Below are 15,577 nucleotides of genomic sequence, written 5' to 3'. Positions count from 1 at the left end.
AGCCGGCGTGGGCCCGGATCGCCGCGATGGCGACCGGCTTCGGATCTCGTTTCGACGTCACGATCGTCACGTGTCGAAATCCTCTGGCCCGAACCCTGGGCGCCCTGGCGCCCGCCGAAATGGGACAGTCTTACTGTCCTACCCACGAAAGCTGCCAGATTTCAAGGATTCCAGCAAGGGGCCGTGCGCAGGCATCCGCGCGTTTCCCGCGCGGGGCGCTGCCGCGCCGCGCGTTCATAGCGTCGCAGGCCCCCGGCCAAGCCCGCCGTGCGGGCCGCTTCCCGCCGCGATCGGCCCGCATTCTCGCCCAAATCGAACGGTTAACAGGGCGTTGCCGAGCACAAGCGGCATGCGGGCAACGACCTCGCCGGATCGCCGAAGGACCCGCCCGCCGGCGGGGCCTTCGGCACGTTCCCGAGGACTTCCTCGGGCCCGTGCACCCCAACGCGCTGCAGGACCCGGAACCGGTTCCGCCACCGGGCCCACGCGCCGAGAGAGACCTGGCCAGATGGATGCGAGCCGCGGCGCAGCCCTGCGTTCCCCGATGACCCGCCCGCTCTTCGCGATACGCACGATGCGCTCCGCCCGGCGCGCCGCCTGCGCGGCCGGCGCCCTGCTCGCGGTCCTCGTCGGACCGGCGCACGCCCAGGAATTCTACGACGCGGAGATCCTCTCGCCCCGGGCTGTCGCCTGGCGCCTGAGCGAGCGCGGCTTCAGCGAGATCGGACGGCCGCGCTTCGACGGCCGGGCCTACGTGGTCGAGGCGGTGGGCCCGGGCGGCAACCGGGTGCGCCTGTTCGTCGATGCGGAGGACGGCGCCATCCTCGGCCGCCAGCGGCTCGACGGCCCGCCGCCGGTGCGCCTCGCCCGCCCCGCCCCGGGCTTCGGCTGGACCGAGGACGAGGCCGGCCCGCGCCGCTACCCGCGGGAGGCCGAGCGCCTGCTTCCGCCGGCCGACATCCCCTACCCGGAAGGCCGCGCCCTGCCGCGGGCGGAGCGCTCGGGCGCGGACCCATACGCGGGCGGCCCGCCGAGGGCACCCCGGCCCCAGGTCGCCACTCGCGGCGACCTCCCCGCCGCGCGTCCGGACGGTTTGAACCCGCAGGGACTGAACCCCGACGCGAAGGGCCAGCCCGAGGGCGCGGAGCCCCGGCGCGCCACCCGCGCCCCGGCCGGACGCCCGGCCGACGCGAAGGCCGCGCCCCGCCTCGCCCCGGAGGCGCCCCGGCCGAAGCCCGTCGAGGCAGCCAAGATCGAGGCCCCCAAGGTCGAGGCCCCCAAATCCGAAGCGAACAAGCCGGACCCGGCTGGCGCCGAGGCGAAGCCGGCGGCCGCGGTCGCGGCGGTAGCCCCTCCCAAGGCTGAGCCGGCGGTGCCGAACGCCGACAAGCCCAAGGCGGCGATGCCCGCCGACAAGCCGGCCGAGACCAAGCCGGCCGAGACCAAGGCAGCGGAGGCCAAGCCCGAGGGCAAGCCGGCCGCCGAATGGAAGGATCCGCCCGCCGAGGGCAAGCGGCCGGTGCGCGTCATCGGCGGCGCCACGATCGTCCCGGGCGGCAGCGACAAGGACGGCGGCCAGTAGCACGGACCTCGGCGCGGCCCGGGAGCCCGTCCGCCCCGCGCCTAGATTCCTTCCAGGATCAGCCGCTCGGGTGCGCTGAACACCGTGAGCGTGTCCGAGCGGGCAATGGCGCAGAGCGTCATGTCGTGGAGCCGCGCCCGCTCCAGGGCCAGGGAGGTCGGCGCTGAGATCGCGACGACCACGGCCGCGCCGAGGCGGGCCGCCTTCTCGATCATCTCGAACGAGCAGCGGCTCGTGATCACCACGAAGCCGGCGGCCGGGTCGATCCCGGCCCGCATCGACGCGCCGATCAGCTTGTCGAGGGCGTTGTGGCGGCCGACATCCTCGCGCACCGCGACGAGGCTGCCGTCGAGGCGCGCCCAGGCGGCCGCGTGGACGGCTCGGGTCTCGTGGTTGAGCCGCTGGGCCTCGCCGAGGGCGCCGAGCGCCCGGGAGATCGCGGCCATCGTGACGCGGGTGGCCGGGGCCGCGCGCATCTCGGCCGTCGGCAGGGCGGAGAGGTCGTCGATGCCGCAGACGCCGCAGCCCGTGCGTCCGCTGATCGCGCGCTTGCGGGCGAGGTGCTCCCGCAGGCGCCCCGGCGCGAGGTCCACGACGAGGCGCAGGCCGCCCTCCCCCGCCTCGACCCGGGCGGAGCGGATCTCCGCAGCGGATTCCACGATGCCTTCCGTGAGGCTGAACCCGTAGGCGAAATCCTCGAGGTCGGCGGGTGTCGTCATCATCACCGCGTAGGGCACGCTGCCGTAGACGACGTTCACGGGCGTCTCGACGGCGAGTGCCCGGTCCCCGGCGCGCGGGTCGGGATCCGCGTAGGCGATGACCTGGGTCTCGACCCGCAGGGCGGCGGCGACCCGCGGGACGTCCCTGCCCTCGTCATCGATCGTGGCGCTCATCCTGTCATCCTTGCCAAGTTTCGCCCGCGGCCGGGACGGCCCGGGGTTGCACCCCGGCGGGTCGAAAAGCCAGGCGCCGTGCTGCCGCGGCGGGGTGACGCGCAGGCCCGGGAATGTTCCCGCGCGGCGTGGAGAATCCGCCCGATGCGACGCTTGTGCGGTTGCACCTTGCACGTCCTTGTGGTCTGACACCGCGATCGGACCAGGGTGGGCGCGCGCTCACCCCGGGCCTGCCCGAACAATTTGTCACGTCCCGCGCCGACCGCCCGCAGCCGTTTCCGAAGAACAAGAGCGTGGGCCGACCGGCGACAGTCTTCAAGGGGAGCCAAGAGAGGCACATGCCGACGGCGCAGACGCAACATCGCTCGACATGGGGGCTTGCCGCGCTCGGCGCCTTCCTGGTCTCGTCCTCCTCGGCCCTCGCCGCGGGCATCGGTCAGCCGGCGCCGTGGCAGATGGACCGGCAGGTCCAGGTCACCGAGAACGGCCGCGACATCCACCTGTTCGAGCACGGCCTGCACTGGCTCTCGCTCGGCATCTCGCTGTTCGTGCTCGGCCTGATCCTCTACTGCATCTTCCGCTTCAGCGAGAAGGCGAACCCGACGCCGTCGCGCACCACGCACAACACCGCCATCGAGGTGGCCTGGACGATCATCCCCGTCCTGATCCTCGTCGCCGTCGCGATCCCGTCCTTCCGCCTCCTGCGCACGCAGCTCTCGGACCCCAAGGCCGACATGATCGTCAAGGTCATCGGCCACGCCTGGTACTGGTCCTACGAGTACCCGCAGACGGAGGCCGGCGGCGGCTTCGCGTTCGACGCGAACCTCGACGAGGACAAGCAGCCGAAGCTTCTCGGCACCGACAACGACATGGTCGTGCCGGTGAACAAGATCGTGAAGATCCAGGTGACCGCCGCCGACGTGCTGCACTCCTGGGCGATGCCGGCCTTCGGCTTCAAGATCGACGCCGTTCCGGGCCGCCTCAACCAGTTCTGGTTCAAGGCCGACCGCGAGGGCACCTATCACGGCCAGTGCTCCGAGCTCTGCGGCCAGCGCCACGCCTACATGCCCATCACCGTCCGCGTCGTCAGCGAGCAGGCCTACGCGCAGTGGCTGACCGAGGCCAAGACGAAGTACGCCCGCATCGACGACGGCGCCAAGTTCGCCGACAACGCCGCCCGCTGAGGGCCCTGAGACCGGGGCCGGCACCGCCGTCCCCGGTTCGGACCGACCGCGAGATCAGACAGACACATCATCAGGGTTCTCGACCATGGCCACTGCCGCAGCGCATGCGGGGCATGACGCCCACGACGATCACAAGCCGAGCTTCTTCGCCCGCTGGTTCCTCTCCACGAACCACAAGGACATCGGCACCCTCTACCTGCTGTTCGCCTTCTGCGCGGGCATGATCGGTGCGTTCCTCTCCTTCGGCATCCGGATGGAGATGGAGGAGCCCGGCCTGCAGTACTTCTCGAACCCGGCGACCTACAACGTGTTCGTCACCGGCCACGGCCTCATCATGGTGTTCTTCATGGTGATGCCGGCGCTGATCGGCGGCTTCGGCAACTGGTTCGTGCCCCTCATGATCGGCGCGCCCGACATGGCGTTCCCGCGCATGAACAACATCTCGTTCTGGCTCACCGTGGCGGGCTTCTGCAGCCTGCTCTGCTCGCTCTTCGTCGAGGGAGCGCCGGGCGCCTCGGGCGCGGGCACGGGCTGGACCGTCTACCCGCCGCTCTCGACCGCCGGCCATCCGGGCCCCGCCGTCGACTTCGCGATCTTCGCGCTGCACCTCTCGGGCGCGGGCTCGATCCTCGGCGCCATCAACTTCATCACCACGATCCTCAACATGCGCGCCCCGGGCATGACGCTGCACAAGATGCCGCTCTTCGCCTGGGCCGAGCTCGTCACCGCCTTCCTGCTGCTCCTGTCGCTCCCGGTGCTCGCCGGCGCGATCACGATGCTGCTCACCGACCGCAACTTCGGCACCACCTTCTTCGACCCGGCCGGCGGCGGCGACCCGATCCTCTACCAGCACCTGTTCTGGTTCTTCGGCCACCCCGAAGTGTACATCATGATCCTGCCGGCCTTCGGCATCGTCTCGCACATCATCGCCACCTTCTCGAAGAAGCCGGTCTTCGGCTACCTCGCGATGGCCTACGCGATGGTCGCGATCGGCGTCGTCGGCTTCGTGGTGTGGGCCCACCACATGTACACGGTCGGCCTCTCGCTGCAGACGCAGTCCTACTTCGTCTTCGCCACGATGGTGATCGCGGTCCCCACCGGCGTGAAGATCTTCTCCTGGATCGCGACCATGTGGGGCGGCTCGATCCGCTTCACCGCCGCGATGCACTGGGCCGTGGGCTTCATCTTCCTGTTCACGGTCGGCGGCGTCACCGGCGTCGTGCTCGCGAACTCGGCGGTCGATAAGTACCTGCACGACACCTACTACGTCGTGGCGCACTTCCACTACGTGCTCTCGCTCGGCGCCGTGTTCATCATCTTCGCGGGCGTCTACTACTGGTTCCCGAAGATGACCGGCCACGTCATCCCCGAGTGGGCCGGCAAGCTGCACTTCTGGCTGGCCTTCATCGGTGCGAACGTCCTGTTCTTCCCGATGCACTTCCTGGGTCTCGCCGGCATGCCGCGCCGCTACGCCGACTACCCGGAGGCCTTCGCGGGCTGGCACAAGGTGGCCACCTACGGCGGCCACATCTTCGGCCTCGGCATGTTCGTCTTCATCATCGGCGTCGTGCTGGCCTTCCGCTCGAAGGAGCGGGCCGCGGACAACCCCTGGGGCGAGGGTGCCACCACGCTCGAGTGGACCCTGTCCTCCCCGCCGCCCTTCCACCAGTTCGAGACGCTGCCCCGCATCGTCGACGAGCCGGGCCACCACTGAAGACGCCTCGCGAGGACCGCCCCGGCGGTCCTCGCCCTTTCCACGGCTCCCGCCGCCGGCGGGGGCCCTGCAAGGGGCGAGCACGAGCGACGAGCCCCCTCCCGAGCCTCTCCGCGCCCGGGTACCTGGAACTATTCCGATTCGCCGGTGCGCCCGGCGACGGCCGGCGGCAGCCGGTCCCCAGAAACGGTTGTGGTGTCGATGACGAGCCTGTCGAACAGCCTGCCTGCCCCCGGTGAGGGCGCCGCGATCGTCGGCGGCGACGTGCCGGACTACTTCGCGCTGCTCAAGCCGCGGGTGATGGTGCTCGTGATCTTCACGGCGCTCGTCGGCATGGTGGTCTCGCACGGGCACGTGAACCCGGCGATCGGCTGCATCTCCCTCCTGATGATCGCCATCGGGGCCGGCGCCTCGGGCTGCCTCAACATGTGGTGGGACGCCGACATCGACGCGGTGATGACCCGTACCGCCAAGCGGCCGATCCCGGACGGGCGCATCCAGCCCGGCGAGGCCCTGGCCTTCGGCCTCGTCCTGTCGGTCGGCTCGGTGCTGATCCTTGGGCTCGCGGCGAACTGCCTCGCGGCCGGTCTCCTCGCCTTCACGATCGTGTTCTACGCCGTGATCTACTCGATGTGGCTGAAGCGGGCGACCGCCCAGAACATCGTGATCGGCGGCGCGGCGGGCGCCCTGCCCCCGGTGATCGGCCAGGCCGTCGTCTCGGGCTCGGTCGGCGTCGAGTCCCTCGTGCTGTTCGCGATCATCTTCATCTGGACGCCGCCCCACTTCTGGGCGCTGGCCCTCGTGAAGGCCGGCGAGTACGCCAAGGCCGGCATCCCGATGATGCCCAACGTCGCTGGGCCGGATTCGACCCGCCGCCAGATCGTCTACTACACCCTGCTCCTCGCGCCGCTCGGCCTCGTGCCCGTGGCGCTCGGCTTCGGCGGCCTGCTCTACGCGGTGGTCGGCGTGCTCGGCGGCCTCGGCATGCTGGCCTTCAGCGTCCAGGTCTTCCGCAACCGCGCCGGGGATGCCGAGAAGCGCGCCGCCATGGGCATGTTCGGCTTCTCGATCCTCTACCTCCTGCTGCTCTTCGCCGCGCTCCTCGCCGAGCAGAGCTTCGGCCTGTTCCGGCCGGTGATCGCCTGACGCCGATGACCGAACCCAAGCTCGAGTACCGTGCGCTCACTCCCGAGGAGGAGCGCCGCCGCCGCAAGCGATCCATCGCGATCGCCCTCGCCCTCGGGGCCATGGTGCTGCTGTTCTTCGTGCTGACCATCGCGAAGCTCGGCCCCCAGGTCCTCAACAGGCCGCTGTGAGCATGCCGGGTCCCACCTCCCGCGCGAACCGCACCGCGCTTGCCTGCGCGGCCCTCGTCGCCGGCATGACCGGCCTCGCCTTCGCGTCGGTGCCCCTCTACGACGCCTTCTGCAAGGCGACGGGCTACGACGGCACGCCTCGGCAGGGCCCGGCCCCGGGGGCCGCGGTGGCGGCCAACGGCGACAGCATGGTGGTCCACTTCGACACCAACGTGTCGTCGAGCCTGCCCTGGAAGTTCCGCGCCGAGTCCGGCCAGGTGGAGGCCCGCCTCGGCGAGACGCAGACCGTGTTCTTCCGTGTGAAGAACACCGGCACCGTACCCTCGACGGGCATCGCCACCTTCAACGTGCAGCCCGGGCTGATGGGCGGGTACTTCGTGAAGGTCGAGTGCTTCTGCTTCAAGGAGCAGACCCTGCAGCCCGGGGAAACCCTGGACTTCCCGGTGGTGTTCTACATCGACCCCGCCGTGCGGACCGATTCCAACACCAGCCATCTCAGCGAGATGACGCTGTCCTACACCTACTTCGCCTCGAAGAACGGCCAGCCCGCCACCGCCGCGCTGGCGACGACGGGCGAAGCGGGTAAGAAGTCGAATTTCTGATCGCGTGCGCGTGACAACGGGGGCTCGCGCACATTAAGGGATCGGACAAGCTTGAGGGCGGGCGCGCCTGCCCTCGCAACAAGGGGTCAGGGCCCGGGCCGGTGCCGGCACCGGCCGGGGGTCGAGGAGAGACGTTCAGATGGCCGAGGCACACGCCAAGAATCACGACTATCACATCCTCAGCCCGAGCCCCTGGCCGCTGATCGGCGCGACCTCGGGCTTCCTGATGGCCTTCGGCGCCGTGTTCTGGATGAAGAGCCTCCAGATCGGCACGCTGGCGGTCGGCCCTTACGTGTTCGGCGCCGGCACCCTCGGCGTGCTCTACACGATGTTCTCCTGGTGGAAGGACGTCGTCCACGAGGCCAACACCGGCGACCACACCCGCGTGGTGCAGCTCCACCACCGCTACGGCATGATGATGTTCATCGCCTCCGAGGTGATGTTCTTCGTCGCGTGGTTCTGGGCCTACTTCGAGGCCGCCCTCTACACGGCCGATCCGATCCAGGCGAGCCGCGTGGAGTTCACCGGGGGCGTCTGGCCGCCCAAGGGCATCGAGGCCTTCGACCCCTGGCACCTGCCGCTCCTCAACACCCTGATCCTGCTCACCTCGGGCACCACCGTCACCTGGGCCCACCACGCCCTCCTGCACGGCGACCGGAAGGGCCTGAAGTACGGCCTGTGGCTGACCATCATCCTCGGCGTGCTGTTCACGGCCTGCCAGGCCTACGAGTACGGCCACGCCCATTTCGGCTTCTCGGGCAGCATCTACTCGTCGACCTTCTTCATGGCGACGGGCTTCCACGGCGCGCACGTCATCATCGGCACGATCTTCCTCGCGGTCTGCCTCTACCGGGCCTACCTCGGGCAGTTCACCCCGAAGCAGCACCTCGGCTTCGAGTTCGCCGCCTGGTACTGGCACTTCGTGGACGTGGTCTGGCTGTTCCTGTTCGCCGCGATCTACGTCTGGGGCTCGGGCGCCGGGCACGGCGCGCACTGAGCCGCGGACCGGCGCGCCACGCAGGCGAGCCATGCTGAAGGAGGGCGGCGCGAGCCGCCCTTTTTCGTGCGCGGGGGCCTGCCCCGCCCCATATCAGCGGCACCGGGGGGTGCTTCCCCGAGGAGTCGACATTTGGCCCGCACCCGCGACCTGCCCGCCCCCATCCCCACCGGCCTGCGCGGCCGCTGCCCCCGCTGCGGCGAGGGCCACCTGTTCCGGGGCTACCTCACCCTGCGTCCCTCCTGCGAGGCCTGCGGCCTCGACTATTCGAGCTTCGACTCGGCCGACGGCCCGGCCTTCTTCGTGATGTCGATCGTCGGCATCGTGGTGGTCGGCCTCGCGCTCTGGCTCGAGATCACCTACGAGCCGCCGATCTGGGTCCACGCCCTCGTCGCGGTCAGCGTATCGGTGGGCCTGAGCCTCGCCCTCGTCCGCCCCCTCAAGGGGATGCTGGTCGCGCTGCAGTTCGCCAACAAGGCCGAGGAAGGGCGCTTCCGGCCGTGAGCGCCGCGACGACCCGCCGGGGCGCCTGGCGCGATCTCCTCGCCCCGGGGCTCGCCGCCCTGATCGCCCTCGGCATCCTGCTCGGCCTGGGCGTCTGGCAGGTGGCGCGCAAGACCGAGAAGGAGGCGCTGATCGCCCGGATCGTCGAGCGCTCGCGCGCGGAGCCCGTGGCGCCGCCCGCGGCGGAGGCCTGGGATCCGGCCCGCGACGAGTTCCGGCACGTCCGGGTGTCGGGCCGCTTCCTCAACGATCGCGAGACCCTGGTGCACGGCCTCGCGGCCGGCGAGACGCCGGGGCGGGCGCTGCAGGGCTACTACGTCGTCACGCCCTTCCAGCGCGACGACGGCGGCCTCGTCCTCGTCAACCGCGGCTTCACGCCGACCGAGCTGAAGCGGCCGCAGGACCGGGCGGACGGGCTGGTCGAGGGACCGACCGCGGTGACGGGCCTGCTGCGGGCGAGCGAGGCACGGGCGATGTTCGTGCCCGCGCCCGACGCGGTGCGGGGCGAGTGGTTCAACCGCGACGTGGCCGGCATCGCGGCGGCCCGCGGCCTCGGCACGGTCGCCCCCTACCTGATCGAGGCGGATGCGGAGCCCGGCCGGAAGTCCTGGCCGCGCGGTGGGCAGCTCAGGGTCGATCTGCCGAACAACCACCTGCAGTACGCCTTCACCTGGTTCGGCATCGCGGCCTGCCTCGTCGGGGTCTTCTCGGTCTTCGCCTGGCGGCGCCTGCACGAGCCGGCCCCGGCGGCGCCCGAGGCACCGCGATCCGATTCCGGGGAGGCCGGGGTTCGCTGAGCCGGCTTGCCGCGGCGCTCCGGCGCCCCACACTCATCGGGACCGATACGGAGCGTCCCCGATGCGCACCCTCCCCGTCCTGTCCGCCCTCGTCCTCGCCCTGATGCCCTGGCCCGCCGGCGCGGCGGACGAGGCCGTGCGGGCGGAGGCCCGCGCCGCCATCACCCGGCAGGTGGAGGCCCTCGGCCGGGACGATGCGGCGGCGGCCTACGCCCTCGCGGCGCCCTCGATCCAGGGCCTGTTCCCGACGCCCGACGTCTTCCTCGGCATGGTCCGGACGAACTACCGCCCGGTCTACCGGCACCGGCGCTTCGATTTCGGGGCGGCGCAGGACTCGGGCGAGACGGGCCTCTCCCAGGAGGTTCGCATCCAGGACGAGTACGGCGTCGACTGGACGGCGACCTACACCCTGGAGCGGCAGACGGACGGGGCCTGGCGGATCAACGGCTGCCGCCTGGCCAAGCAACCGGGGACGAGCCTCTGATCCCGCCCCGCTTCGACAGGCGCGCGTGCTTCGTGTAGAGGGAGCGCCTTCCCCGGAGGCCCCCTTGCTGCACGTCTCGACCCGTGGCACCGCCGCGCCGCTCTCGTTTTCCGACGCCCTCCTGGCGGGCCTCGCCCGCGACGGCGGCCTCTACGTGCCCGAGAGCTGGCCCCGGATCGGAACGGAGGCCATCGCGGGCCTCGCGGGCCAGCGCTACGCGGACGCGGCCAAGCGCGTGCTGCGGCCCCTCGTCGACGGCGAGATCGCCGATGCCGATCTCGACCGCATGATCGAGGCGGCCTACGCGACCTTCCGGCATCCGGCGGTCTGCCCGCTGACCCAGCTCGACGACAACCTGTTCCTCCTCGAGCTCTTCCACGGCCCGACGCTCGCCTTCAAGGACGTGGCGATGCAGCTCCTCGGGCGGCTGATGGACCACGTGCTGCAGGCGCGGGGCACCCGGGCCACCATCGTGGGCGCCACCTCGGGCGACACCGGCAGCGCCGCCGTCGACGCCTTCCGGGGCCTCGACCAGGTGGACGTCTTCATCCTCTACCCGCACGGGCGGGTCTCCGAGGTGCAGCGCCGGCAGATGACCACGGTCGGCGGCGAGAACGTCCACGCGCTGGCGATCGACGGCACCTTCGACGATTGCCAGACCATCGTGAAGGCCCTGTTCCAGCACGCCGACTTCGCCGACGCGGTGCGGCTGTCGGGCGTCAACTCCATCAACTGGGCCCGGGTCGCCGCGCAGGCGGTCTACTACTTCACGAGCGCGGTCGCCCTCGGCGCCCCGCATCGGCCCGTCTCCTTCGCGGTGCCGACGGGCAATTTCGGCGACATCCTGGCCGGCTGGGTCGCCAAGCGCATGGGCCTGCCGATCGAGCGGCTGATGATCGGCACCAACGCCAACGACATCCTGGCCCGCACCCTGGAGCACGGGGCCTACGAGCTGCGCGGCGTCGAGCCCACCACCTCGCCCTCGATGGACATCCAGATCTCCTCGAACTTCGAGCGCCTGCTGTTCGAGGCGCTGGGGCGGGACGCCTCGGCGGTGAGCCGCCTGATGGCCGGCCTCCGGCAGTCCGGCGGTTTCAGCCTCGACCCGTCCGTGCTCGCCGCGATCCGCTCGGAGTTCGATGCGACCGCCGTACCCGAGCACGACGTGATGGAGGAGATCGCCTTCACGCACGCGGCCACGGGCGTCGTGCTCGACCCCCACAGTGCCATCGGCGTGCGCGCCGGCCGGCGCCTCATCGAGAAGGACCCGGCGACGCCCGTGGTGGCGCTCGCCACCGCCCACGCGGCGAAGTTCCCGGATGCCGTGGAGCGGGCGACCGGCGGCGGAATCCGGCCCGCCCTGCCGTCGCACCTAGCCGACCTGATGGACCGGCCCGAGCGCATCACCCGGCTCGCCAACGACCAGGCCGCCGTCGAGGGCTTCATCCGCGCCCGCGCCCGCGCCGCCCGCGAGGCATGAGAGCCATGAACCAGCACTTCACGACGCACGGCGCCTCGCCCTCGCTGCGCATCACCCGGCTGCCGAACGGGGTCACGGTCGCCACCGAGGCGATGCCGGGCGTGGCCACCGCGACGCTCGGCGTCTGGGTCGGGGCCGGCTCGCGCCACGAGCGCGCCGACGAGAACGGTCTCAGCCACCTCATCGAGCACATGGCCTTCAAGGGCACGCGGACCCGATCGGCCCGCGCCATCGCGGAGGACATCGAGAACGTCGGCGGCGAGATCAACGCCGCGACGAGCGCCGAGGGCACGAGCTACACCGCCCGCGTGCTCGGCGAGGATGCCGGCATCGCCCTCGACGTGATCGGCGACATCCTGACGGCCTCGGTGTTCGACCCCACGGAGCTCGCCCGCGAGAAGGGCGTGATCCTGCAGGAGTACGCGGCGGTCGAGGACACCCCGGACGACGTCGTCTACGACGCGTTCACGGAGGCGGCCTTCCCGGACCAGCCGATCGGCCGCCCGATCCTCGGGCGCCCGGAGACGATCCGCAGCTTCGACGGGGACGCGATCCGCGCCTACCTCGCCCGCGAGTACACGCCGGACCGGATGGTCCTGGCCGCCGCCGGCGCCGTCGCGCACGAGGAGATCGTCGCCGCAGCGGAGCGGCAGTTCGGCGAACTGGCCGCCGCGCAGGCGCCCGAGACGGTGCCGGGCGTCTACCGGGGCGGCGAGCGCCGCATGCCGCGCAAGCTCGAGCAGGCGAACCTCGTCCTCGGCCTGCCGGGCCTCTCCTTCCGGGACGATAATTACTACGCGCTGCACATCTTCGCGCAGGTGCTCGGCGGCGGGCTGACCTCCCGGCTCTGGCAGGAGGTGCGCGAGACCCGCGGCCTCGCCTACGAGATCCAGGCCTTCCACTGGCCGTTCTCGGATTGCGGCCTGTTCGGCATCGGCGCCGGCACCTCGGGGTCCGACCTCGGCGACCTCGTCGAGGTGACGCTGGCCGCGACCGCCAAGGCGACCCGGGACATCGAGGCCGCCGAGATCGCCCGCGCCAAGGCGCAGCTCAAGGTGTCGCTGCTCTCCGCGCTGGAGACGCCGGGCGGGCGCATCGAGCGCAACGCGCGCCAGATCCTCGCCTGGGGCCGGGTGATCCCGGCCGAGGAGGTGATCGCCAAGGTCGACGCGGTGACGGTGGCGGATGTGCGCGCCGCGGGCGCCGGAGTGCTCGCGGGCGAGCCGACGCTCGCGGCGATCGGCCCGATCCGCAAGCTTCCGGCCCTCGACCGGATCGCCGCGGGCCTGCGGGGCGCCTGAGCCGCCTCAGCGCTTCTGGAACAGCGGCTGGGCGAGCGCCTCGGCGCGCGCCTGCCAGAGCTCGCGCTCCTCGCGCAGGGCCGCGCGCTCGCCGCGCAGGGCGTCGCGCTCCTCGCGGACCTCGTGCAGCGCTTCCATCTCGTCCTGGACGTGCCGGCGCAGGTCGCGGATCTCCTGGGCCAGGATCGCCTGCAACTCGGCGTAGCGCTCCGTCTCGATGCGGAGCTTGGCCTTGAGCATCAGGTTCTCGGCCATCAGTTCCGAGATGTCCTCCGCCTCGGGCAGGATCGGCTCGGGCGTCGGGACGACCCGCGGCGCCCAGTTCTGCGGCGCGGCGCGGGCGGGCTCGACGCGGGCCGGCTCGGGCCGGGCGGGCTCCGGGCGCGGGGCCTCGGCGCGGGCGGGCGCGGACGGCGGCACGGTCTGGTGGGCCTTCATGGCCGCGAGCCAGTCGCGGAGCGGCCCCGGCACCGGACGTCCGGCCGCGTGGCTGGCCGGCTCCTGGGAGAGGTACTGACGGGCGGGGTCCGACATCGACGGGTGTCCTTGCGATCCCCGGCATCCAGCCCGAACATGCTTAAGGAACGGTAAATCTTAACGGGTCCCTTCGTGCCGGGACGGGAATTTGACAATCCGGGGACATCCCCTTAAGCGCGACCCTCCAGTCCGGCGCCCCGACGCCGCCTCAGCAAGCCGACCGGTCCGAGGGGCCGGAGGCCAACGCCCGACAGCGCGTTCGCGCCCTCGGGCGTGCTTGGCGTTGGGGGCAGCGCCGGACTGAGCCAAGAGACCCGACGCCGATGAGCACCGACCGCCAGCACGACCGCCCGCCGCTGCGCATCGAGGATGCGGTGAACGACCTCTGCCCGTGGTCGGGCAAGCCGATCTCGGCCGACGCGCTGACGCTCTACGGCGGCGCGGTGGTGGGCTTCTGCAATCCCGAGTGCCGGGACAAGTTCGCCCGCGCCGTGCAGACCTTCGAGAACGCGCTGCAGGCCCGCCGGGTCGAGCGCGCCGGCCTCCACCAGTGAGCCCCGCGAGCGGAAGCGCCTGACCATGTTCGAAGGACTGTCCGACCGCCTCTCCGGCATCCTCTCGGGGCTGACCCGCCGGGGCGCCCTGACGGAGGCCGACGTCACCGCCGCGATGCGGGAGGTGCGCCGGGCGCTGCTCGAGGCCGACGTGGCCCTCGAGGTGGTGCGCGGCTTCGTCGACCGGGTGCGCGAGAAGGCGGTGGGCGCCACCGTCCTCAAGTCGATCACCCCCGGCCAGATGGTCGTTAAGATCGTCAACGACGAGCTCGTGGCGATGCTGGGCGCCGAGGCGGAGGTGATCGACCTCAACGCCCCCGCCCCCATCGCCATCCTGATGGTCGGCCTGCAGGGCTCGGGCAAGACCACCACCACCGCGAAGATCGCCCGCCGCCTCAGCCAGCGCGACAGGCGCCGGGTGCTCCTCGCCTCCCTCGACACGCGCCGCCCGGCCGCCATGGAGCAGCTCGCCGTGCTCGCCCGCCAGGTCGAGGTCGAGAGCCTGCCGATCGTCGCAGGCCAGTCGGCGGTGCAGATCGCCCGGCGCGCCATGGACGCCGCCCGCCTCGGCGGCTTCGACGTGGTGATGCTCGACACCGCCGGCCGCACCACCCTCGACGAGGCCCTGATGGCCGAGGCCGCCGAGGTGAAGGCGGCGACGCGGCCTCACGAGGTGCTCCTCGTCGCCGACGCGCTGACCGGTCAGGACGCGGTCAACACCGCCCGCGCCTTCGACCAGCGCCTCGGCGTCACCGGCATCGTGCTGACCCGCATGGACGGCGATTCCCGCGGCGGCGCGGCGCTGTCGATGCGCGCCGTCACCGGCAAGCCGATCAAGCTCGCGGGCACCGGCGAGAAGGTCGACGCGCTGGAGGAGTTCCACCCGGCGCGCGTGGCCAACCGCATCCTCGGCATGGGCGACATCGTCTCCCTCGTCGAGAAAGCGGCGGAGACGATCGACGCCGAGCAGGCGATGCGCGCCGCCGAGAAGATGCGCAAGGGCAAGTTCGACCTGGAGGACCTCTCCATGCAGCTCGCCCAGATGGAGAAGATGGGCGGCATCGGCGGCCTCATGGGCATGCTGCCGGGCATGGGCCAGATCAAGAAGCAGGTCGAGGGCGCCAACCTCGACGAGCGGATGTTCAAGCGCCAGCGGGCGATCATCTCCTCGATGACCCCGCAGGAGCGCAAAAACCCCGACCTCCTCAAGAACAGCCGCAAGAAGCGCATCGCGGCGGGCTCCGGCGTCGACGTCTCGGAGATCAACAAGCTCCTCAAGATGCACCGGACCATGGCCGACATGATGAAGGCGATGAGCTCCGGCAAGCGCGGCATCGGCCAGGCGCTGGGCTCGATGTTCGGGCTCGGCGGCGGGGGCATGGGCGGGGGTATGGGCGGCGGCATGCCGGGCCTGCCCCCGGGCATGCCCGAGCCCAGCCCCGAGCAGATCGCGGCGCTGGAGAAGCAGTTCGGCGGCAAGCTGCCGCCCATGCCGCCGGGCCTCAGCGGCGGAAAGATGCCGAGCCTCCCGGGGCTCGGAGGACCGAAGATGCCGGGCGGATTGCCCGGCCTCGGCGGGTTCCCGTTCGGGAAGAAGAAGTGAGCGAATAGGGAGTAGCGAATAGCGAATAGGGGCTTTTCTATTCGCTACTCACTATTCGCTATTCGCTCTTACAGAAGACATTCAGGAGA

16 protein-coding genes are annotated in these 15,577 nt (G+C 71.4%); 14 read left to right on the top strand and 2 right to left on the bottom strand.

Translation table 11 applies throughout. The features are described 5' to 3' along the window. The first annotated feature begins 574 nt into the window (after positions 1-574). Positions 575-1,582: a hypothetical protein gene (locus tag ACLBXP_RS20115; protein ID WP_447669567.1), complete on the top strand. Its 1,008-nt coding sequence runs from the start codon at positions 575-577 to the stop codon at positions 1,580-1,582. A gap of 41 nt (positions 1,583-1,623) precedes the next feature. Here ACLBXP_RS20115 and fdhD read toward each other — a convergent pair whose 3' ends face one another. After that, positions 1,624-2,475: a formate dehydrogenase accessory sulfurtransferase FdhD gene (gene fdhD, locus ACLBXP_RS20110; RefSeq protein WP_447669566.1), complete on the bottom strand. Its 852-nt coding sequence runs from the start codon at positions 2,473-2,475 to the stop codon at positions 1,624-1,626. Positions 2,476-2,813: 338 nt separating this feature from the next. On the opposite strand from fdhD, the gene coxB reads away from it, so the two are divergent. The 11 genes from coxB (at position 2,814) to ACLBXP_RS20055 (ending at position 12,854) form a co-directional block, all read left to right on the top strand. Further along, entirely contained in the window at positions 2,814-3,659 is an 846-nt protein-coding gene (coxB, locus tag ACLBXP_RS20105) for a cytochrome c oxidase subunit II (RefSeq protein ID WP_447669565.1), read from the top strand. An 85-nt stretch (positions 3,660-3,744) separates the two neighbouring features. Next, the gene (gene ctaD / locus ACLBXP_RS20100; RefSeq protein WP_447669564.1) at positions 3,745-5,373 is read left to right on the top strand and encodes a cytochrome c oxidase subunit I; all 1,629 of its coding nucleotides are present in this window, start codon (positions 3,745-3,747) and stop codon (positions 5,371-5,373) included. Between the two features lie 201 nt (positions 5,374-5,574). Beyond that, complete coding sequence (locus ACLBXP_RS20095; RefSeq protein ID WP_447669563.1) at positions 5,575-6,519, top strand: heme o synthase; 945 nt, start codon at positions 5,575-5,577, stop codon at positions 6,517-6,519. A gap of 5 nt (positions 6,520-6,524) precedes the next feature. After that, entirely contained in the window at positions 6,525-6,689 is a 165-nt protein-coding gene (locus ACLBXP_RS20090; RefSeq protein WP_447669562.1) for a hypothetical protein, read from the top strand. Positions 6,690-6,691: 2 nt separating this feature from the next. After that, positions 6,692-7,291: a cytochrome c oxidase assembly protein gene (locus ACLBXP_RS20085; protein ID WP_447669561.1), complete on the top strand. Its 600-nt coding sequence runs from the start codon at positions 6,692-6,694 to the stop codon at positions 7,289-7,291. Between the two features lie 139 nt (positions 7,292-7,430). After that, positions 7,431-8,288 (top strand): cytochrome c oxidase subunit 3, encoded by an 858-nt coding sequence (locus ACLBXP_RS20080; RefSeq protein ID WP_447669560.1) that lies wholly within the window; start codon positions 7,431-7,433, stop codon positions 8,286-8,288. A 132-nt stretch (positions 8,289-8,420) separates the two neighbouring features. After that, entirely contained in the window at positions 8,421-8,792 is a 372-nt protein-coding gene (locus tag ACLBXP_RS20075; protein ID WP_447669559.1) for a DUF983 domain-containing protein, read from the top strand. Further along, the gene (locus ACLBXP_RS20070) at positions 8,789-9,589 is read left to right on the top strand and encodes an SURF1 family protein (RefSeq protein ID WP_447669558.1); all 801 of its coding nucleotides are present in this window, start codon (positions 8,789-8,791) and stop codon (positions 9,587-9,589) included. Before ACLBXP_RS20075 ends, ACLBXP_RS20070 begins: the two co-directional genes overlap by 4 nt. Before the next feature lie 61 nt (positions 9,590-9,650). Continuing rightward, the gene (locus ACLBXP_RS20065; RefSeq protein WP_447669557.1) at positions 9,651-10,073 is read left to right on the top strand and encodes a DUF4864 domain-containing protein; all 423 of its coding nucleotides are present in this window, start codon (positions 9,651-9,653) and stop codon (positions 10,071-10,073) included. A gap of 64 nt (positions 10,074-10,137) precedes the next feature. After that, positions 10,138-11,553 carry a threonine synthase gene (gene thrC, locus ACLBXP_RS20060; protein WP_447669556.1) on the top strand — a complete coding sequence of 472 codons (1,416 nt, stop codon included), beginning with the start codon at positions 10,138-10,140 and terminating at the stop codon, positions 11,551-11,553. 5 nt (positions 11,554-11,558) lie between these two features. Further along, positions 11,559-12,854: a M16 family metallopeptidase gene (locus ACLBXP_RS20055; RefSeq protein WP_447669555.1), complete on the top strand. Its 1,296-nt coding sequence runs from the start codon at positions 11,559-11,561 to the stop codon at positions 12,852-12,854. A gap of 6 nt (positions 12,855-12,860) precedes the next feature. Here the strand turns inward: ACLBXP_RS20055 and ACLBXP_RS20050 are convergent, their stop codons facing one another. Continuing rightward, positions 12,861-13,388, bottom strand: a complete 528-nt coding sequence (locus ACLBXP_RS20050) for a hypothetical protein (protein ID WP_447669554.1) — start codon at positions 13,386-13,388, stop codon at positions 12,861-12,863. A gap of 266 nt (positions 13,389-13,654) precedes the next feature. Between ACLBXP_RS20050 and ACLBXP_RS20045 the strand changes: the two genes are divergently transcribed. Together ACLBXP_RS20045 and ffh are read left to right on the top strand one after the other, a co-directional pair. Beyond that, positions 13,655-13,885, top strand: coding sequence for a glutathione S-transferase (locus ACLBXP_RS20045; protein WP_447669553.1), 231 nt, complete (start codon positions 13,655-13,657; stop codon positions 13,883-13,885). Positions 13,886-13,910: 25 nt separating this feature from the next. Beyond that, positions 13,911-15,488, top strand: a complete 1,578-nt coding sequence (gene ffh / locus ACLBXP_RS20040) for a signal recognition particle protein (protein WP_447669552.1) — start codon at positions 13,911-13,913, stop codon at positions 15,486-15,488. The last annotated feature ends 89 nt before the right edge of the window (positions 15,489-15,577 follow it).

Source organism: Methylobacterium sp. A54F (assembly GCF_053346035.1).
The sequence above is the reverse complement of the archived record's forward strand: the minus strand, read 5'-3'. Positions and strand labels throughout refer to the sequence as shown.

Coding starts and splice junctions, on each gene's coding strand:
- coxB (WP_447669565.1), top strand. CDS start 2,814: ATGCCGACGGCGCAGACGCAACATCGCTCGACATGGGGGCTTGCCGCG.
- ACLBXP_RS20050 (WP_447669554.1), bottom strand. CDS start 13,388: ATGTCGGACCCCGCCCGTCAGTACCTCTCCCAGGAGCCGGCCAGCCAC.
- ACLBXP_RS20045 (WP_447669553.1), top strand. CDS start 13,655: ATGAGCACCGACCGCCAGCACGACCGCCCGCCGCTGCGCATCGAGGAT.
- ACLBXP_RS20080 (WP_447669560.1), top strand. CDS start 7,431: ATGGCCGAGGCACACGCCAAGAATCACGACTATCACATCCTCAGCCCG.
- fdhD (WP_447669566.1), bottom strand. CDS start 2,475: ATGAGCGCCACGATCGATGACGAGGGCAGGGACGTCCCGCGGGTCGCC.
- ACLBXP_RS20090 (WP_447669562.1), top strand. CDS start 6,525: ATGACCGAACCCAAGCTCGAGTACCGTGCGCTCACTCCCGAGGAGGAG.
- ACLBXP_RS20065 (WP_447669557.1), top strand. CDS start 9,651: ATGCGCACCCTCCCCGTCCTGTCCGCCCTCGTCCTCGCCCTGATGCCC.
- ffh (WP_447669552.1), top strand. CDS start 13,911: ATGTTCGAAGGACTGTCCGACCGCCTCTCCGGCATCCTCTCGGGGCTG.
- ctaD (WP_447669564.1), top strand. CDS start 3,745: ATGGCCACTGCCGCAGCGCATGCGGGGCATGACGCCCACGACGATCAC.
- ACLBXP_RS20055 (WP_447669555.1), top strand. CDS start 11,559: ATGAACCAGCACTTCACGACGCACGGCGCCTCGCCCTCGCTGCGCATC.
- ACLBXP_RS20095 (WP_447669563.1), top strand. CDS start 5,575: ATGACGAGCCTGTCGAACAGCCTGCCTGCCCCCGGTGAGGGCGCCGCG.
- ACLBXP_RS20115 (WP_447669567.1), top strand. CDS start 575: ATGCGCTCCGCCCGGCGCGCCGCCTGCGCGGCCGGCGCCCTGCTCGCG.
- ACLBXP_RS20085 (WP_447669561.1), top strand. CDS start 6,692: ATGCCGGGTCCCACCTCCCGCGCGAACCGCACCGCGCTTGCCTGCGCG.